18 protein-coding genes are annotated in these 18874 nt (G+C 62.7%); 6 read left to right on the forward strand and 12 right to left on the reverse strand.

Annotated features, from left to right (window positions below):
- Positions 1 to 197 precede the first annotated feature (197 nt).
- From ACH2AT_RS03265 to ACH2AT_RS03275, 3 genes are all read right to left on the reverse strand, one after another.
- The gene (locus tag ACH2AT_RS03265; protein WP_394963586.1) at positions 198 to 1379 is read right to left on the reverse strand and encodes a hypothetical protein; all 1182 of its coding nucleotides are present in this window, start codon (positions 1377 to 1379) and stop codon (positions 198 to 200) included.
- Positions 1380 to 1406: 27 nt separating this feature from the next.
- Entirely contained in the window at positions 1407 to 1829 is a 423-nt protein-coding gene (locus ACH2AT_RS03270; protein WP_394963588.1) for a hypothetical protein, read from the reverse strand.
- A 290-nt stretch (positions 1830 to 2119) separates the two neighbouring features.
- Positions 2120 to 2311, reverse strand: a complete 192-nt coding sequence (locus ACH2AT_RS03275; RefSeq protein ID WP_177521957.1) for a hypothetical protein — start codon at positions 2309 to 2311, stop codon at positions 2120 to 2122.
- A gap of 180 nt (positions 2312 to 2491) precedes the next feature.
- Here ACH2AT_RS03275 and ACH2AT_RS03280 point away from each other — a divergent pair, with 180 nt between their 5' ends.
- From ACH2AT_RS03280 to ACH2AT_RS03295, 4 genes are all read left to right on the forward strand, one after another.
- Positions 2492 to 3316, forward strand: coding sequence for a bifunctional hydroxymethylpyrimidine kinase/phosphomethylpyrimidine kinase (locus tag ACH2AT_RS03280; protein ID WP_394963590.1), 825 nt, complete (start codon positions 2492 to 2494; stop codon positions 3314 to 3316).
- Between the two features lie 3 nt (positions 3317 to 3319).
- A complete protein-coding gene (locus ACH2AT_RS03285; protein ID WP_394963592.1) occupies positions 3320 to 3817 on the forward strand; it encodes a tRNA (cytidine(34)-2'-O)-methyltransferase in 498 nt (165 codons plus the stop codon).
- 10 nt (positions 3818 to 3827) lie between these two features.
- Complete coding sequence (locus ACH2AT_RS03290; RefSeq protein ID WP_394963594.1) at positions 3828 to 4703, forward strand: DegV family protein; 876 nt, start codon at positions 3828 to 3830, stop codon at positions 4701 to 4703.
- A 107-nt stretch (positions 4704 to 4810) separates the two neighbouring features.
- A complete protein-coding gene (locus tag ACH2AT_RS03295; protein WP_394963596.1) occupies positions 4811 to 6106 on the forward strand; it encodes a putative ABC transporter permease in 1296 nt (431 codons plus the stop codon).
- Positions 6107 to 6160: 54 nt separating this feature from the next.
- On the opposite strand, the gene ACH2AT_RS03300 is transcribed toward ACH2AT_RS03295, so the two are convergent.
- From ACH2AT_RS03300 to proB, 3 genes are read right to left on the reverse strand one after another with little or no spacing between them, the layout of a single operon-like run.
- Positions 6161 to 7048 carry an Ice-structuring protein gene (locus tag ACH2AT_RS03300; protein WP_394963598.1) on the reverse strand — a complete coding sequence of 296 codons (888 nt, stop codon included), beginning with the start codon at positions 7046 to 7048 and terminating at the stop codon, positions 6161 to 6163.
- Positions 7049 to 7081: 33 nt separating this feature from the next.
- Positions 7082 to 8338, reverse strand: coding sequence for a glutamate-5-semialdehyde dehydrogenase (locus ACH2AT_RS03305; protein WP_394963600.1), 1257 nt, complete (start codon positions 8336 to 8338; stop codon positions 7082 to 7084).
- Entirely contained in the window at positions 8335 to 9114 is a 780-nt protein-coding gene (gene proB, locus ACH2AT_RS03310) for a glutamate 5-kinase (RefSeq protein ID WP_394963602.1), read from the reverse strand. Before proB ends, ACH2AT_RS03305 begins: the two co-directional genes overlap by 4 nt.
- A gap of 164 nt (positions 9115 to 9278) precedes the next feature.
- On the opposite strand from proB, the gene ACH2AT_RS03315 reads away from it, so the two are divergent.
- Positions 9279 to 10322 carry a threonine aldolase family protein gene (locus ACH2AT_RS03315; RefSeq protein WP_394963604.1) on the forward strand — a complete coding sequence of 348 codons (1044 nt, stop codon included), beginning with the start codon at positions 9279 to 9281 and terminating at the stop codon, positions 10320 to 10322.
- Positions 10323 to 10359: 37 nt separating this feature from the next.
- Entirely contained in the window at positions 10360 to 13125 is a 2766-nt protein-coding gene (locus ACH2AT_RS03320; RefSeq protein WP_394963606.1) for a DNA methyltransferase, read from the forward strand.
- A gap of 95 nt (positions 13126 to 13220) precedes the next feature.
- Here ACH2AT_RS03320 and ACH2AT_RS03325 read toward each other — a convergent pair whose 3' ends face one another.
- The 6 genes from ACH2AT_RS03325 to ACH2AT_RS03350 all read right to left on the reverse strand — a co-directional run.
- The gene (locus tag ACH2AT_RS03325) at positions 13221 to 14243 is read right to left on the reverse strand and encodes a hypothetical protein (protein WP_394963608.1); all 1023 of its coding nucleotides are present in this window, start codon (positions 14241 to 14243) and stop codon (positions 13221 to 13223) included.
- 220 nt (positions 14244 to 14463) lie between these two features.
- A complete protein-coding gene (gene rfbB, locus ACH2AT_RS03330; RefSeq protein ID WP_394963610.1) occupies positions 14464 to 15522 on the reverse strand; it encodes a dTDP-glucose 4,6-dehydratase in 1059 nt (352 codons plus the stop codon).
- Between the two features lie 22 nt (positions 15523 to 15544).
- A complete protein-coding gene (gene rfbD, locus ACH2AT_RS03335) occupies positions 15545 to 16453 on the reverse strand; it encodes a dTDP-4-dehydrorhamnose reductase (RefSeq protein ID WP_394963612.1) in 909 nt (302 codons plus the stop codon).
- 21 nt (positions 16454 to 16474) lie between these two features.
- Positions 16475 to 17362, reverse strand: coding sequence for a glucose-1-phosphate thymidylyltransferase RfbA (gene rfbA, locus ACH2AT_RS03340; protein ID WP_394963614.1), 888 nt, complete (start codon positions 17360 to 17362; stop codon positions 16475 to 16477).
- Positions 17363 to 17482: 120 nt separating this feature from the next.
- Positions 17483 to 18241 carry a glycosyltransferase family 2 protein gene (locus ACH2AT_RS03345; RefSeq protein WP_394963616.1) on the reverse strand — a complete coding sequence of 253 codons (759 nt, stop codon included), beginning with the start codon at positions 18239 to 18241 and terminating at the stop codon, positions 17483 to 17485.
- 208 nt (positions 18242 to 18449) lie between these two features.
- On the reverse strand, positions 18450 to 18874 hold a 425-nt coding region (locus tag ACH2AT_RS03350; RefSeq protein ID WP_394963618.1), incomplete at its 5' end, for a S1 RNA-binding domain-containing protein.

The following is an 18874-nucleotide window of genomic DNA, read 5'->3' on the forward strand; positions in this document are numbered from 1 at the left end:
GGGGCGCTGCGTTTCGTTTTTTATTCCAGGCCCAAAAACGCCTTCATGGCGGGCAGGGCCGCCCCGGCGGCGCGTCGCAAAACGATTTGTAAAGTTTTTGAATAAAAAGGCAGATCGGGGCGGGATTCCGGTCATTGGGGCAGGCGGTTTTCTTTGCCGTGAATGATGGACAGATAAGATGTATCTATTCCAGGATGTTAGCCGGAACGAGAATAAGCCTGATGATGCACCATGACATCGTCCAGGATGCCTGAATCATCAAAGCCAAGTTTCCAATAGGCCGGGTCGGCAGGGTCGTTCATTTCGTATGTCAAGCTATATCCGCCATACGTTGCCTCAAAGCTATCGCTTGGTTGGCCATACAGCTCTAACACATCTTCTCTGGTAGACCATCCCAGCATCAACCCGCCGGGAAGGCGCAGCTCTGTGCCGGAAAAGTCGTAGTTGCCATAGATCACATGGATCCCTCCCACCGTGCTCTCGGCGACGGGGATCGCGCTTTCGGTGGTGTTGAAGACGCAGGCGCTGACAGTCTGTTCGCGGTCGTTGGTCAGCGAGACCCATTCCCATTCATAGGACGCATACGGGCCTTCCCCGCCAGCCAGAGAAAGCCCAGCATCCTCCACGGAAATCTCCCACCCATCGTCAAGAAAGTCCGCAAGAGGGACCGGTAATGTATAAACCGTGTCATTGATCTGGATGGAGAAACTTTCCCAATCATTCGGGAGTTCAGGGGATGGCGGGTACAATTCTGCCCCTGCCGCATCGAGTTCTGTCATAAATTCGAGCGTCATCAAGGTGGAGGTGTGCGGCAGGTAGGTGACTTTCGCAAACAGATCAAAGTCGTTCTCGCTCCACAGTGCGCGCCCCTCCTCGTACCTCTTTTCGCTGATATCGAAGGAATGGCGTTCGCCGGCCATATCTACGCCGCGCAAATAATAGGAGTCTGAGCCATAGTCTCCGATCCCCCTCTCGAAATCGAATTCCAGCCGCTCCAAATAGGCGGTTTCCGGATGCTTGAGATAGGGGATGTCCAAAACGAGCGGCCGGACAAGGAAAAAAGCGGCGGCGGCACAAAGTATGACCGCAGCAGCCCTTCCGGCTTTTTGTTTGGGCGAAGCCTTTGACCGAACAAGTTTTACGGCGAAGGCAAGGGAGGCGATCGCCGCCAGCAGGCCCAGGCAGCCGTTGATGATCCCCTTCTGCATAAACCCCGTGGCCCCGATGGCAAGGGCGTCGGAATGAACGAACCAGTCCAATGCCCCGACGAGGGCGGCTGGCAGAAAAACAATGGCTGCAAGAAACAAAGCAAATAGCGCGATCTCCGTTTTTCCTGCTTCGTTACCGGATGCTTTTTTATCCGTTCTGTTATCTTCCATATGATTTGTCTTTCTCTTTTATGGAAGTCAATGCTTCAAATGTTCCAGCGCTTCACAAATCACGCGCATCCCCTGCTTTTGATCTTTGATTTTTGCCGTGATGGTGTTGTTTACAAGGGATAACTTTATTTTTGTCTTTCCGCTTTTCACTTTAATGATCCGTTGGGAAGGCATCAAGCCTTTTTGGATTTTCACTTCGTCAAGCCGATCAAACGGAAGGAGGATTTTTCCATAGATGTGGGAGATGTCAAAGGTTTCCAGCACTGCGATAACCAATGTTTTTTCCGTCACGCCAACATAACAGGATACATTGCTCAAGGCCCCCAGCGCCAGCATTTCGGCTGTGCCGGACATGAGAGTTCCCCATGCTTTTCCCTGGTACGTTTCCCCTTCCGGACAAATACCGGCCAGCATTTCGTTCATATCTTTCTCATTCATGAATAAAGCCATAAAGCTCACCTCGTTGTTTTATTCACAAGACCGTGGTTTCTGTTCCGATTTCATTATAACACTTCGCCCATTGCATGGTGTGAAGCCGGGGTAAAGCACTCGTAAATGTTAGGCAAAACTTCCGCGGCTGTCAAACGGCCCCGCTGTTGGCTGTTGATGCCGTTTTATGGGCAGCTGCCAGCCGCCACCGCGCATGCCGCGCCCCCGGCGGGCGCCGGGCGGCGGAAAATGCACGAAGCAAAAGAAAAAGGCCGCGCGTTCTGCGCGGCCCGGCGAAAGCGGCTGCCCGTTCAGCGGTAATAACGGCCGATGGCCTTGTCCAGGTCCAGCACCGCCTGCTGAGCGCCCCGGCCCACCTTCTTCGCCATCTTCTTCACCTTGCGGCTGTTCTTGGCGGCGGCCATGCCCGCCGCGGCCATGGCGGCGGTGGCGGCCAGCCCGCCGGCCACCATCATGGTGGTGCGGGTGGTGTGCTTGTTCATCCCTTGTGCCCCTCCTTTTTTCTCTGCGCGGCCCGGCGTTTTTCCGGGCCCTGGCGATAGTATTCCCCGCAAAATGTTCCCCCATACGTCTTTTTTTGACCCCCCGTTTGTGTTACAATAGGGGGCAATGATTCTATTTGATTGGTACGGGCCTGCCCCGCGCCGGGAGGAGTGACCTTTTTGCATCTTCAAGCGCCGAAAACTGTTTTGTGCATCCACGATCTGTCCGGCCTGGGCCGCTGCAGCCTGTCGGTGATCGTTCCCGTGCTGGCCGCCATGGGCTGCCAGCCGGTGGCGCTGCCCACGGCGATTTTTTCCACCCACACCGGCGGGCTTGGCCAGCCGGCGGTGCAGCTGTGCCAGGGCTACGGCGAGGCCGCCCTGGAGCACTACCGCGCGCTGGGCGTTTCCTTCGACTGCATCTACACCGGGTACTTGGCCAGCGAGGAGGACCAGCATCTGGCCGCCAAAGCCTTTTACCTGTGGCCCGAGGCCCTCAAAGTGGTGGACCCGGTGATGGCCGACCACGGGCGCTTTTACGCCGGCATGGAGGACAAGCTCGCCGGCATGCAGGCGCTGTGCCGCTCGGCGGACCTGATTTTGCCCAATCTCACCGAGGCCAGCCTTCTGCTGGGCCGCCCCCTGCCCGAGGGCGAGCTGAACAACGAGGCCGCCCTGGAACTGGCGGGCAGCCTTTCTTCGCTGTGCCCCCAGGCGGTGGTGACCGGCATCCCCATGGGGCGGCACCTCTCCTGCGCGGGGGCCGGGCGCTCCAGCTTTGTGGTGCGCCGCCTGAAGCTGGACCGCAGCTATCCCGGCACCGGCGACCTGTTCGCGGCGGTGCTCACCGGGGCGCTGCTGCGGGGCAACGCCCTCTCCGCCGCCACCGACGCCGCCGCCGGCTTTGTGGCCGATTCCATCGCCGCCACCGACCCGGAAGCCCCCACCGCCCTGGGCGTGTGGTTCGAGCCGCTGCTGGGCCGGCTGGCCCCCCGGGAGGGATGAGCCATGCCCACCGTGAACATCGTGCTGGTGGAGCCCCAGATCCCCGAGAACACCGGCAACATCGCCCGCACCTGCGCGGTGACGGGCGCGCGGCTGCACCTGGTGAAGCCCCTGGGTTTTTCGGTGGACGACCGGCATTTAAAGCGCGCCGGGCTTGACTACTGGCACCTGCTTGATGTAACATATTACGAGGGGCTCGAGGACTTTTTTGCCCGCAACGAAGGCCCCTTTTATTATTTCACCAGCAAGGGTCCCCGGCGGCACACCGACGTGGCTTACCCCGACGGCGCCTGCCTGGTCTTTGGCCGGGAGGACGCCGGGCTGCCGGAAGATCTGCTGCACCGCAACCAGCCCTTCTGCGTGCGCCTGCCCATGCGGCGGGGCGCGCGCTGTCTGAATCTGTCCAATTCTGTGGCGGTGGGCGTTTATGAGGTGCTGCGTCAGTGGGATTTTGCGGATCTCGAGTCCCGGGGCCAGCTGCGTGACTATCAATGGGAGTGAGAGAGTACCTATGCGAAAGATCGCCATTCTGACCGATTCCGCCTGCGACATCCCCCCCGAGCTGGAAAAACAGTATGCCATCGACATCATGCCCTTCGTCATCACGCTGGACGGCGTGAGTTATGTGGAGCGCCGGGATTTCGGCTTTGACGAATTTTATCAGATGCTGCGCGCCGCCCAGGGCGTGCCCAGCACCGCCCATGTCACCGCCATCCAGTTCTGCGAACAATATTGCAAGTATGTGGACGAGGGCTACACCGACGTGGTGCATGTGACCATCAACTCCACCGGCAGCGCCACCCACGACGCGGCGGTTCTGGCGCAGGACATGCTGCGGGAGGAGCGGCCCGGCCACAAGCTGAACATCCACCTGATCGACAGCCACACCTATTCCTATGTGTACGGCGGGCCGGTGGTGCAGGCGGCCCGCCGCCTGCTCAACGGGGCCGAGGTGGGCTATGTGTGCGCCGAGCTGGAGGCGGCCTTTGCCCGGCAGGAGATCGTGCTCTCCGCCTTCAGCCTCAAGCAGATGAAAAAGAGCGGGCGCATCAGCGCCGCAGCCGCCTTTGCCGGCGAGCTGCTGGGCCTGCGGCCCATCATCAGCCTCATCGACGGGGTGACCAAGGTGGAGGACAAGGTGCGCGGCGACGCCGCCGTGCCCGCCGCCATGATCCGCCAGGCGCGCAAGCGGATGGACTGCCCCGACGGGGACGTCCATTACATGCTGGGCTGCACCGACATCCCCAACGTGAAAGAGCTGGAAAAGCTCTGCCGCAAGGAGTTTGGCCGCGGGCCCGACGCGGTGTTCAAGCTGGGCGCCGCCGTGGCCAGCAACACCGGGCCGGACGCCATGGCCATCGTTTACCAGGGCGTGCCCCGGCGCTGACCCCCCTTTCTACTGTTCCTTCCCGCCCGCGTGGGCCGTCTGTCGCGATCTTCTGACGTGCGGTCCCCCGCGGGCGGTTTTTTTCTCTGGCCGATGGAGGTCCCATTATGCATCTCGAACATATCCTTTGGCTGTTCCTCTGTTTTTCCATGCTGGGCTGGGCGATGGAGACCGTTCTTGCCGCCATCCGCACCCGCCGTTATGTGGACCGCAGCGCGCTGTTCGGCCCCTGGTGCATCATCTACGGCATTTCCGGCGTGCTCATCGTCGTGGGCCTTGAGGAGCTGCGCTCCAACCTCCTGTTTTTGTTTATCGGCAGCGCCGTGCTGGCCACCGTGGTGGAATGGCTGGCGGGCCACCTGCTGGAAAACGTGAGCCACACCCGCTGGTGGGACTACTCGAACCGCCGCTGGAACCTGGACGGCTACATCTGCCTGAGCGCCTCGGTCCTGTGGGGCCTGCTGGGCATGGTGACGGCGCGGTGGGGCAGCCCGCTGCTCGTCTGGCTCTATGACCTCATCCCCGCCCCCGGGCGGCAGATCCTGCTGTGGGCGCTGGCGGGCCTGGTGGCGGTGGACGGCCTTGCCAGCGTGCTGACGCTGGCGGGCGCGGCGCACAAGCTGCCCGCGCTGGAAAGCACCGGCCGCCGGCTGGATGCGGTGAGCGCCCGGCTGGGCGGCTGGATCCTCAGCCGCACCGAGCGGCGCATCCAGAAGGCCTACCCCGCCGCCAGCTTCGTGCACAAAAAGCGGGAAAAGGCCGCCGTGTTCGCCGCCGGGTGCAGCTTTTCCAAGCTGTTTCTGCTGTTTTTTATCGGCGCGTTTCTGGGCGACATCGTGGAGACCATCTTCTGCCGCGCCACCGCCGGGGTGTGGATGAGCCGCAGCAGCGTGGTGTGGGGGCCCTTCAGCCTGGTCTGGGGCCTTGCGCTGGCTCTGGCCACCCTGCTGCTTTACCGCTACAAGGACAAGCCCGCCAGCTTCCTCTTCGTGGCGGGCACCGTGCTGGGCGGCGCTTACGAGTATCTGTGCAGCGTGTTCACCGAGCTGGTGTTCGGCACCGTGTTCTGGGATTACAGCAAGATCCCCTTCAACCTGGGCGGGCGCATCAACCTGCTCTACTGCTTCTTCTGGGGCTTTGCCGCCGTGGCCTGGTTCCGGCTGGTCTACCCTCATTTCTCCCGCTGGATCGAGGCCATCCCCATCACCCCGGGCCGCATCCTCACCGCGGCGCTGGTGGTGTTCATGGCCGCCAACATCTGTGTGAGCGCCCTGGCCATGGGGCGCTACAGCCAACGGGCGCAGGGGCTGCCCGCCACCGCCTCCTGGCAGGTGTGGATGGACGAGCACTACCCCGACGAGGCCATGAAGCGCATCTACCCCAACGCAAAGCGCACCGACTGAAGCCATAGAAAAGGGAGCCCCGCGGCGTTTGCCGCGGGGCTCCCTTCTTTGCGCTTATTCGGCCGCGCTGTCCGGCGCGGGCTCGGAAGCAGGCTCGCTGTCCGCAGCGGCGCTGGCGGAAGAGGACGTGCTGCCGGTGGGCAGGCTGCCCGCGTCCTCGGCGATGACGCTGGTGGGGTCGAAGTAATCCTCGTAATCCATGTCGGTCTCGGGGGCGCTGGCGGCGGCGCTGGAGCTGGGCACCATCTCGCTCACTTCCAGCGCGGCGAGGTAATAGGTGCGGTCCACCTTTTCAAACACATAGTCCATATACTTGGTGGGCTCGGTGGGGGCGGAAAGGCTGAAGTCGCCGTTGAGGCCCGGGGCGGGCACATAGCCCACCGTGACATAGAGCCTGCCGCTCTTCTTTTTCAGCTTTTCCACCGTGGGAGTGTACATGCCCACCTGGCCGGTGACGGGGATGAGATAGCACTGCTTCTCCTCGTCGTACTCGAAGGTTATGTCGCCGCCCACGTTGTTGAAGGTCTCGTGGGTGAGCTCATAGTCCGGCCCGAAGAGGGCGGCCGCCGCGGCGTCCACCTCCACGGCGGGCAGCAGCAGGCTGTCGGTGTTGGGGTCGCGCTCGTAGGCGTCCAGCCCGGTGGCGCTGGCCTGGGCAGCGGACACGGCGGCCCAGATGGAGGCCTCCTTGAACAGGGCCGGGTCGGCCTGGTCCAGGTTCTCAAAGGGCAGCGGGTCCAGCATGACCAGCGCCTGCAGCCGCTGTTCGTATTCCTGCTTTTCTTCGGTGTCGTCAAACAGCACCGCCACGCCGTTCACCGCCGTGGCGACGACGGTGAAGCCGCCGATGAGCACCAGCACGCAGACGGCAAGGCCCAGCCACTGGCGGGCGCGCCGGCGCTTGTGACGCTCGTGTTCCTGTTGGGAAATGGTGTTTGCCATGGGTGTTCTGTCCCCTCCTTGCATGGGATGCGGTCAGCGGGTCTGGCCGCTGCCCAGGATGATGTATTTGTAGCTGGTGAGCTGCTCGAGGCCCATGGGGCCCCGGGCGTGCAGCTTTTGGGTGGAGATGCCCATCTCGCACCCCAGGCCGAACTCGCCGCCGTCGGTGAACCGGGTGGAGGCGTTCACATAGACCGCCGCGCTGTCCACCCTTTGGGTGAAGGCCGCGGCCGCCGCCTCGTCGGCGGTGACGATGGCCTCGCTGTGGCCGGTGGAGTGGCGGGCGATGTGGTCTGTGGCAGCCTCGAGGCTGTCCACCACCGCCACCGCCAGGATGTAATCGAGGAACTCGGTGTCGAAATCCTCCGGGCCCGCCGGGGCGCCGGGGATGAGGGCCGCGGCGGCCTCGTCCAGCCGCAGCTGCACCGGCGCAAGGCCCTGTTGGGCCCGCTGCGTCACCAGCCGGTCATGCAGGCGGGGCAGGAAGGCCGGGGCCGCGTCCCTGTGCACCAGGCACACCTCGGCGGCGTTGCACACCGAGGGGCGGCTGGTCTTGGCGTTTTCCACGATGTCCAGCGCCATGGAAAGGTCGGCGGCCTTGTCCACATAGATGTGGCAGATGCCGGTGCCGGTCTGGATGACGGGCACGGCGGCGTTCTCCACGCAGGCGCGGATGAGCCCCGCGCCGCCCCGGGGGATGAGCAGGTCCACAAGGCCGGCGGCCCGCATCAGCTCGGTGGCGGAGGCACGGCTGGTGTCCTGCACCAGGGCCACCAGCCCGGCGGGCAGGCCGGCGTCCTCCAGGCCCTTTTTCAGGGCGTTCACGATGGCGTTGTTGGACTGAAAGGCCTCCTTGCCGCCCCGCAGCACGCAGGCGCTGCCGCTGGCAAGGGCCAGGGCCGCCGCGTCGCTGGTGACGTTGGGGCGGCTCTCATAAATGATGGCGATGAGGCCCATGGGCACGCTCACCCGTCGGATGACCAGCCCATTGGGGCGGGTCACCTCGCTCAAAACGCGGCCCAGCGGGTCGGGCAGGGCGGCCACGGCTTCCACGCCGGCGGCCATGGCCTCCACCCTGGCCTTGTCCAGGCGCAAACGGTCCAGCATCACCGGGGCCACGGCGGCCCTGGCGGCCTCCAGGTCTTCGGCGTTGGCCGCAAGGATGGCGGCGCACTCGCCGCGCAGGCGGGCGGCCATGGCCCGCAGGGCGGCGCGGCGCTTTTCTGCGCCGGCCAGGGCCAGCGCGCCCATCGAGGCGCGGGCCGCCACAAGAAGTTCACGGGTGGTCATCGCGCAGCCTCCTTTCGGGCCAGGAAGCGGGTGCCCGCTTCGCCCCCCTCAAAGACGGTGTAGAGCACCGCGGGGTCGCGGCCGTTGGCGATGACCATGTCCGCCCCGGCCCCGGTGACGATCTTGCCCGCCCGGAGTTTCGTGGCCATGCCGCCGGTGCCAAGGCTGCTGCCCGCGCCGCCGGCCAGCGCCTCCATCTCCGGGGTGATGGCCTCGACCCGGCGCAGCAGCTGCGCGTCGGGGCAGGCGCGGGGGTCGGCGGTGTAAAGGCCGTCGATGTCGCTCAAGATCACCAGCAGCTCCGCCTGGAGGCTGCGGCACAGCCGGGCGGCCAGGGTGTCGTTGTCGCCCACGGCGATCTCGGCGGTGCTGACGGTGTCGTTCTCGTTCACGATGGGCAGCGCCCCCAGCTCCAGCAGGCGGGCCAGGGTGTTGTGCAGGTTCTCGCTGCGCTCGGGGTCCGCCAGGTCCTCGCTGGTGATGAGGATCTGGGCCACGGTGTGGTTGTATTCGGAAAAGAGCTTGTCGTAGGCATACATCAGTTCGCACTGCCCCACGGCGGCGGCAGCCTGCTTGGCGGGCATGTCCGCCGGGCGGCCGGGCAGGCCCAGTTTGCCCACGCCCATGCCGATGGCGCCGGAGGACACCAGAATGATCTGGTGCCCGGCGTTCTTCAGGTCGCTGAGCACCTTGCACAGCCCCTCGATGCGGCGGATGTTCAGCCGCCCGGTGGCGTGGGCCAGGGTGGAGGTGCCCACTTTGACCACAGCTTTCAAGCCCGGTCCCCCCTCTTTACAGTCGGATACAGATTAAAGTATAGCATAAACCGGCCCGCAACACAAACGCCCAATGGTGGACTTTTTGTGAAATAATGGTATAATTTTGCCAGACGATACTCCGGGCCGGCCCGTTCGGCCCGCAGAAAAAAGAGGTTATGACGATGTACCGGTTTACCAACGACTACAGCGAAGGGGCCCACCCTTCCATTCTTGAGGCCATGGCCGCCGCCAATCTGGAGGGCAACTTCGGCTACGGCTGCGACTCTCACTGCGAGCGGGCCGCCGCCCTCATCCGCCAGAAGATCGGCCGCCCGGATGCGGACGTCCACTTCTTCGTGGGCGGCACCCAGGCCAACGCCACCTGCATCTGCGCCTTCCTGCGGCCCCACGAGGCGGCCATCGCGGCCGATTCCGGCCACATCTGCGTGCATGAGACCGGCGCGGTGGAGGCCACCGGCCACAAATGCATCGCCATGCCCGCCGCCCCCGGCGGCAAGCTGACCCCGGACCTGGTGCGGCAGGCGGTGGCGGCCCACCCGGACGAACACATGGTAAAGCCCCGCCTTGTGTATGTGAGCAGCACCACCGAGGCAGGCGGCGTGTACACCACCGCCGAACTGAAAGCCCTGCGGGCGGTGTGCGACGAGCTGGGCCTGCTGCTCTATCTGGACGGCGCGCGCCTTGCCAGCGCCCTGGCCTGCGGCGGGGCCTCCTTTGAAGACCTGGGGGCCCTGTGCGACGCCTTCTACATCGGCGGCACCAAGAACGGCGCCATCTTCGGCGAGGCGGTGTGCATCCTGAACCCGGCCTTAAAGCCCGACTTCCGCTACATCCTCAAGCAGCACGGCGGCATGCTGGCCAAGGGCTGGCTGCTGGGGGTGCAGTTTGAGCAGCTGATGGCCGGCGGCCTTTATGAGGAGCTGGGCGAGCACTCCACCCGGATGGCCCGGCAGCTGGCCGAGGGCCTCAAGGGCCTGGGTGTGGAATTCCTGTTCGAGAGCCCGTCCAACCAGATCTTCCCCATCCTGCCCGACGAGGTGCTGGCAAAGCTGGAGGGGGCCTTCCACTGGGAAGTGAACGCCGCGCTGGAGGGCGGCCGCAGCTGCATCCGCCTTGTGTGCAGCTGGGCCACCCAGCAGGCGGCGGTCACCGCCTTTTTGCTGGCGGTGGAAGGGGCGCTGAAAGACTGCCCGGCCTGCCTGTAAGATCCCAAGCCCTTTGGGGATAAGGAGGAAGTTTTCCATGACGCAAGCACAACAGCGCTCGGCCGCAAAACGTTTTGCAGCTGACTGGGCTGACAAAGGCTACGAAAAAGGCCACAGTCAACCTTTTTGGCTTTCTCTGCTTCGTGATGTTTACGGTGTGGAGCACCCTGAACAATTCATCTTTTTTGAGGATCAGATCGTACTGGACCACACCAGTTTTATCGATGGATTTATCCCCACCACCCATGTGCTTATCGAGCAGAAAAGCCTGGGAAAAGAGTTGAACAAGCCTATCCGCCAGTCGGACGGAAGTCTGCTGTCTCCATTTCAGCAGGCAAAGCGATACGCCGCCGAGCTTCCTTATTCCCAGCGCCCCCGGTGGATCGTCACCTGCAATTTTGCGGAATTCCATGTGTACGACATGGAACGTCCCACCGGCGAGGCTGAAGTGATTCGCCTGTGTGATTTGGAAAAAGAATACTATCGTCTGCAATTCCTGGTGGATACGGGAGATACCTCCATAAAAAAAGAAATGGAGGTATCCCTGCAGGCGGGCGACATCGTGGGTATTCTCTACGACGCGCTGTTCCATCAATACAAAGACCCCGGTTCAAGCCAAGCGCAAAGAAGTTTGAACGCTCTGTGTGTGCGTCTGGTTTTTTGCCTGTATGCCGAGGACGCAGGTATTTTCGGCGGACGAAACATGTTTCACAATTACCTGCAGCGCCACAAATCCGATGCGCGCCGTGCTCTTATCGACCTGTTCAAGGTATTGGACACAAAGCCTGAGGACCGCGACCCCTACATGGACGATGACTTGGCTGCCTTCCCCTATGTGAATGGCGGCTTGTTCGCAGATGAAAGCGTTGTTATCCCACGGCTGGACGAAACCATCGTGGAACTCATCCTCCGTCGGGCCAGTGAAGACTTCGATTGGTCTGCCATCAGCCCCACCATCTTCGGTGCGGTGTTCGAGAGCACCCTCAACCCGGATACACGCCGGGCAGGCGGTATGCACTATACCAGCATCGAAAACATCCACAAGGTCATCGACCCGTTGTTTTTGGATGAACTCCGCGGCGAGTTCGAAGCTATCCGGGAAATTGCGGTGGACAAGACCCGAACCGCCAAGCTGCGGGCGTTTCAGCAAAAGCTGGCCGATCTGACTTTTCTGGACCCCGCCTGTGGTTCCGGCAATTTCCTCACCGAAACCTATCTTTCCCTGCGGCGGCTGGAAAATCAAGTGATTGGGGCGTTGCATTATGGTCAGATCACCCTGGATGTGAACGACCCCATCCAGGTATCCATCGGGCAGTTTTATGGCATCGAGATCAACGATTTCGCGGTGACCGTCGCAAAGACCGCCCTATGGATCGCAGAGAGCCAGATGATGAAGGAGACCGAGGACGTGGTGCACATGTCCCTGGATTTTCTGCCTCTCAAGTCCTACGCCAACATCGTGGAGGGGAACGCCCTTGGGATGGACTGGGAAACGGTGGTCCCGAAGCAGAAGCTGGACTACATCATGGGCAACCCGCCTTTTGTGGGCGCGCGCATGATGAGCGCCGCGCAAAAAGAGGACCTGAACGCCGTGTTTCCCGGCTGGAAAAACGCCGGCAATCTTGACTATGTTTCCTGCTGGCACAAGAAGGCCGCCGACTTGATGGCGGCCACCCCCATCCGCGCGGCGTTGGTGTCCACCAATTCCGTCACCCAGGGCGAGGCGGTGGCAAACCTCTGGAAGCCGCTGTTTGAAGCCGGCGTACACATCGACTTTGCCCACCGCACCTTCCGGTGGGACAGCGAGGCAAAAAGCAAAGCCCACGTTCACTGTGTGATCGTGGGGTTCAGCACCGCGCCAAATCCTGCTCCGCGGCGCATCTACACGGCCGGGCGGCCCCAAATCGTTCACAACATCAACGGTTACCTGGTGGACGCGGAAAACGTGTTTGTGGAAAGCCGCAGCGTTCCCCTGTGTGACGTGCCGGAGATTGGCATTGGTAATAAGCCTATCGATGGCGGCAACTACCTTTTCACCCCGGAGGAAATGGAAGCGTTCGCGCAGAAGGAACCTGCCTCCCGACCTTGGTTCCGGCCCTGGTACGGCTCTCAGGAATTCATCAATCGCTGCCCCCGCTATTGCCTGTGGCTGGGCGACTGCCCGCCCAATGAACTGCGAAAAATGCCCGAATGTTTAAAGCGGGTGGAGGCTGTGCGGCAGTTCCGGCTGGCCAGCAAAAGCGCCGGCACGGTGAAGTTAGCGGAACGGCCCACCCGTTTCCATGTGGAAAACATGCCCCAAGGCAACTATATCGTCATCCCCGAAGTTTCTTCCGAACGGCGCAAATATGTGCCAATGGGATTCATGACCCCAGATGTGCTTTGCAGCAATCTCGTAAAAATTATCCCTGATGCTTCTCTCTACCATCTCGGCGTGCTCACCTCCAACGTCCACATGGCCTGGATGCGAGCTGTATGCGGGCGGCTGAAAAGCGATTACCGCTACTCCAAAGACATCGTCTACAACAACTTCCCCTGGCCGAACCCCACCGAGGAGCAAAAAGCAAAGATCGAGCAGACGGCCCAGGCCATCCTGGACGCCCGCGCCCTGTTCCCGGATTGCTCCCTGGCGGATCTGTACGACGAGGTCACCATGCCGCCTGCTCTGCGCAAGGCCCACCAGGAAAACGACAAGGCTGTGATGCGCGCCTACGGCTTCAATGTAAAAACCACCACCGAGGCTACCTGTGTGGCCCGGCTGATGGAGCTGTATCAGCGGCTTTCGAGCGAAAAGGACAAATAAGGCTGCGCTTGTGGCGGGCTGGACAAGCGGCGGGGGCCGCCTGCGTAATTACGCAGGCGGCCCCCGCCGCTTTCCTCAGGATACCAAAACAAGGCTTATTCCGCTGTCGATGCGGGGTCCAGCATGCCCAGCTCCTCCATGGCCTTGCGCTCCTTTTCCGCTATTTCGGCGGCGGCTTCGGCGTTGGGGATGAAGGGCCCGCCCACCGGCGCGCCGTCGTTCGGGTCGGGCATGTAGCAGCGGATGGTGTAGCTTTCCAGCGCAAGGCCGGGCACGCCCTCGTTGAGCCGGTGGCTGAGCACGCACCGGCAGTTCACCCGCAGTTCCAGCAGGGTGCCGGCGTAATAGACGTTGTCCACTTCGGTGAAGGTGGCTTCCAGCACGCCGGGCAGCGTTTCGAGTTGTTCGGCCAGGGCCGGGTCGGGGGCCGCGGTGTTGTTGAAGAGCACCGCCATCCGGTACTCGCCGTCCACATCGTTGTTCCAGACAGGCGGGAAGTAAAGTTCCGTTCCCGTCCAGCTCTCGTTTTCCTCGGCGGGTTCAAACCGGAAGGTCACCGCGTCCTCCCCCACCGTGCACTCCCCGAAGGTGTAGTGATCGTCCACGGTGGAGCACTCCCGGCCGTAAACGCCCTCCGGGTAGACGAACTCGTTGTTTTCATAGCTCGCCGTTTCGCCGGTCCCAAGGTCCACCTTGAACACGCCCATGCCGTTATGCATGACCTCGTCGCCCCCGTGGATGACGCCGTCGGTGAGGACGTTCAGCAGGCCCGCGTCGTCCACATACATCCCGGTGACGGAACTGTTGTCCGGCAGGGTGATGTAAAAGGCGCTGCCGTCCGGCTTTTCCACCAGCAGCGCGGCCACGTCCGGCAGTTCCAGCGAGGAGTAGACGGTGCACTCCAGAAAATCGTTCACCTCATAGCTGCTTTCAAATCGGGTGGTTTCAATGTCCACGCCGCATTGGCCCAGCAAAGCGCGGATGTGGTCCTGTTCTCCTTCCCCGGCCGGGGCGGCGGGCGCGGAGGTGCTTTCCATGCTTTCTGAGGGGGGCGGCGCGGCGCAGGCCGAAAGGGCCAGCAGAGCCGCGGCGAGGGCAAGGCACAGTGCTTTTTTCATGGGGAGATACCCTCCTTTTCTTATGTTGAGGTCTCTGTCTCGTGAACGGCGGGGCAGGGCCGAAAAATCGCCTTTTTGCTCGGGGTTTGCCGCTTTCTCCCTTTTGCACAAAAAGGCCCGCATGCCTTGCATGCGGGCCTTTGGTTTGCTTTGGTGGACAGCCCGCCTATTGAAACAGCCGGAGTGCCAAGGGAAAGCAATGATTATACCAAATGTAATATCAGCGGTTTTTGTACATCTCTTCGTAATACTTCTGGTAGTTGCCGCTGGTGACGTTGGCCATCCACTCTTCGTGGGCCAGGTACCAGTCGATGGTCTTGACGATGCCCACCTCAAAGGTGGTCTCGGGGTACCAGCCCAGCTCGTTTTTGATCTTGGTGGGGTCGATGCCGTAGCGGCGGTCGTGGCCCAGGCGGTCGGCCACATACTTGATGAGGCCCTCGTTGATGCCCTCGTCCGCGAGGCGCTCGTGCAGCTGGGCGATGATGGTTTTGACGATGAAGATGTTGGGCCGCTCGTTGTGGCCGCCCACGTTGTACACTTCGCCCACGCGGCCGCCCTCCGCCACCATGTCGATGGCCTTGCAGTGGTCCTCCACATACAGCCAGTCCCGCACGTTCATGCCGTCGCCGTAGACCGGCAGCTGCTTGTGGTGCCTGACGTTGTTGATCATCAGCGGGATGAGCTTTTCGGGGAACTGGTAGGGGCCGTAGTTGTTGGAGCAGCGGGTGATGTTCACCGGCATGCCGTAGGTGTCGTGGAAGGCCATCACGAACATGTCGGCGCTGGCCTTGCTGCTGGAGTAGGGGCTGTGGGGGCACAGGGGGGTGGTTTCCATAAAGTAGCCGTCCTCGCCCAGGCTTCCGTACACCTCGTCGGTGGACACCTGCAGGTATTTCTTGCCCTCGGCCCACTTGCCGTCTTTCAGCCAGGCGTTCTTGGCGCACTGCAGCAGGTTCACGGTGCCCAGCACGTTGGTCTCCACAAAAATTTCGGGGTTCGAGATGCTGCGGTCCACATGGCTTTCGGCGGCGAAGTTGATGACGCAGTCAAAGCCGTATTTCTCGAACAGGCCCGTCACCAGCGCCCGGTCGCAGATGTCGCCCTGCACGAACACATGGCGCTCGTCGCCCTCCACACCCTTCAGGTTCTCCAGGTTGCCGGCGTAGGTCAGCTTGTCCAGGTTTACAAGGAGTATATCCTTGTATTTATTCAGCATATAGTAAACAAAGTTGGAGCCAATAAAGCCGGCGCAGCCGGTGATGAGGTACTTTTTCATGGGGAGGTATCCCTTTCCTTTCTTATTTCAGGCCGTTTTCGCCGTCCCAGTGGTCAAAGTAGCATTGCAGCGCTTCCTGCCAGGGGCGCATCCCGTTGCCCACGGTGCAGGCAAGCATGCGGTTTTCCAGGGCGCTCCAGGCGGGGCGGCTGGCGGCCGCGGGGTGCTTTGCGGCGTACTCGGCGCTGGTGCAGGGGGTCACCTGGGCGTCCACCCCGGCCAGCCGGATGATCTCTTTGGCGAAATCATACCAGCTGCAAACGCCCTCGCCGGTGCAGTGGTAGACGCCGTAGTCGTGGCTCACCGCCAGCTTGAGGATGTGGTGGGCCAGGTCCTCGGCGTTGGTGGGGTTGCCCAGCTGGTCGTTCACCACTTCCAGCCTGCCAAACTTTTTGCCGGCGTTCACCATGGTCTTGACGAAGTTGCTGCCGTTGTAGCCGTAGAGCCAGGCGGTGCGCACGATGAAGAAGCGGTGGCAGAAATTGCGCACATACTCTTCGCCCAGGGCTTTGGTGCGGCCGTAGGCGCTCACCGGGCGGATGGGGCAGCTCTCGTCCAGGGGGGCGTCGCCCTCGCCGCTGAACACATAGTCGGTGGAGACGTGGATGAGCCGCGCGCCCACCCGTTCGGCCGCCTGGGCCAGGTGGGAGGCGCCCATGGCGTTCACCTTGAAGGCGGCGTCGGGGTTTGTCTCGCAGCCGTCCACGTTGGTGAAGGCGGCGCAGCTGATGATGGTGTCCGGCTGGTGGCGGCGCACAAAGGCGATGGCGGCCGCCCGGTCGGTGATGTCCAGTTCGGCCACGTCGGTGGAGATGACGGTGGCGTTTTTCAGCCGCTCAGGCAGAGGGCCCAGGCTGCTTCCGCCCTCGGCAAGCTGCCGCTGCAGTTCGGCGCCCAGCTGGCCGCCGGCCCCGGTGATGAGGATCTTCATCTGCGTTCCTCCTCTTTATGCTCAATAGCGGATCTTGGCGTCGGCCACCCGCTTCAGGTGCTCGCCGTAGGGGCTCTTGCCGTAGCGCCCGGCGCTTTCCAGCAGTTTTTCCTTGCTGATCCAGCCGTTCTTGTAGGCGATCTCCTCGGGGGCGCTGATCTTGATGCCCTGGCGCTTTTCCACCATGCGCACAAAGTCGGCGGCGTCCACCAGGCTGTCCATGGTGCCGGTGTCCAGCCAGGCAAAGCCCCGGCCCAGCAGCTGCACGTCCAGCTTTCCCTCTTCCAGATACATGGCGTTGAGGGTGGTGATCTCCAGCTCGCCCCGGGCGCTGGGCCTGACCTTCTTGGCCTGGGCGCTCACCCGGTTGTCGTAGAAATACAGGCCGGTGATGGCGTAGTTGCTCTTGGGCTCCTTGGGTTTTTCCTCCACGCCGATGACCCTGCCGTCCTCGTCGAATTCCACGATACCGAAGCGCTCGGGGTCGTTGACGTAATAGCCGAAGACGGTGGCGCGGCCGTTCTGCTCGGCGTTGGCCACCGCCGCCTTGAGGATGCGGGAGAAGCCGTTGCCGTAGAAGATATTGTCGCCCAGGATCATGGCGCAGCAGTCGCCGCCGATGAATTCCTCGCCCAGCAAAAAGGCCTGGGCCAGCCCGTCGGGGCTGGGCTGCACCTTGTAGGACAGGCGCAGGCCGTACTGGCTGCCGTCGCCCAAGAGATGCTCGAAGCGGGGGGTGTCCTCGGGGGTGGAGATGATGAGGATGTCCTGGATGCCCGCCAGCATCAGGGTGGACAGGGGGTAGTAGATCATGGGCTTGTCGTACACCGGCAGCAGCTGCTTGGAGGTGACCATGGTCAGCGGGTAGAGACGGGTGCCGGCGCCGCCGGCCAGAATGATGCCTTTCATACCATTCGCTCCTTATTCGGGCGCGTGCGCGCCCTTGGTTTTTGCGGCTTGGCACAAAGCGGAGCCACTTCCGCTGTTCACAGGTTTGGGGCCGCGCCGGGCACGGCGGGCCGGGGGCTTTTACAGCCGGAACCCCCACTTGCAGAAATAGCGGCCCATGCTTTTGAGCTGCTGCAAAAAGGGCTTGAGGCTTTTTTGGGGCGCGCGGCGCCAGGCGTGGCAGGCGGTGAACTGGGGCAGGTAGTAAACAAGGCCCTTGCGCCGTGCCTTCTGGGTGATGTCCGCGTCCTCCACATACATGAAGTATTTTTCGTCGAAGCCGCCGATGGCCTTGAACACGGCGGTGCGCATGCAGAAAAAGCTGCCGGTGCAGAACTCGATGGCCGTGGGTTTCGAGAGGTCCTCGTCCAGCATGGCGTAGCGGTCGCCGAAGCGTTTGAGGCCCGGCACCCCCTGCCGCGCGGCAAGGCCCAGCACGCAGGGCTTGCGCTTGGGCAGCACCTGCTCGCGCCCGTCGGGGAAGGTCAGGCGCGGGGTGGCCATCACCGCCTCGGGGTGCTCTTCCAGCCAGCCGCACATCCCGCCCAGCACGTCGCTCTCCACAAAAATATCGGGGTTGAGCACGAAGTGATAGTCGCTGTCCAAAAAAGGCAGCACCTTGTTGTGCCCCGCGCCGAAGCCCAGGTTCTTTTCCAGCCGCACCAGGCGCACGTTCTCCGGCCAGGGGTGGGCGGCCAGAACTTCGCCCGCCCCGTCGGGGCTGGCGTTATCCACAAGATAGAGGGTGAGGGGCGCGGCGGTGTGCCGCAGCACCGATTCGGCGGCGCGGATGACCTCGCCGGCCCCGCCGTAGCTCACGATGCAGGCGCTGATCTTCAACGCGCCGCCCCCTTTCGAACAACCAGAAATAGTCGAGTATAGTATACCACAAAGGCGCCGCCGGGGCAACACAAGACGGGCCGCCTTTCGCTCTTGCCGCGACCGCCCGCAGATCAAACGCCGCAGTGCTTGAAAGCCGTCCCGCCCCGCGGCAGGAAAAAGCCGCCGCTCCCCCAACGGAAGAGCGGCGGCCCTTGTTTTGTTTCGCTCAGCCCTGCTGCCTGCGCTTGGCCTCGATGGCGGCCAGAGCGTCCTTGCGGGAGAGGTTGATGCGGCCCTGCTGGTCGATCTCGGTGACCATGACGATCAGCTCGTCGCCCACGGCGACCACGTCTTCCACCCGCTCGACGCGCTTGGTATCCAGCTTGGAGATGTGCACCAGGCCCTCTTTGCCCGGGGCGATCTCCACGAAGGCGCCGAAGTTCATCAGCCTCGTCACGCGGCCCTTGTAGATGGCGCCCACCTCGGGGTCCTCCACGATGGTCTTGATGGTGTGGATGGCGCGGTTGGCGTCGTCCACGTCGATGGCGGAGACGAACACATGGCCGTCCTCCTCCACGTCGATCTTGCAGTTGCAGTTGGCGCAGATCTCCTGGATGACCTTGCCGCCCTTGCCGATGACGTCCTTGATCT

The organism is Candidatus Allofournierella excrementigallinarum (genome assembly GCF_944388085.1).
Taxonomy (GTDB): domain Bacteria; phylum Bacillota; class Clostridia; order Oscillospirales; family Ruminococcaceae; genus Allofournierella_A; species Allofournierella_A excrementigallinarum.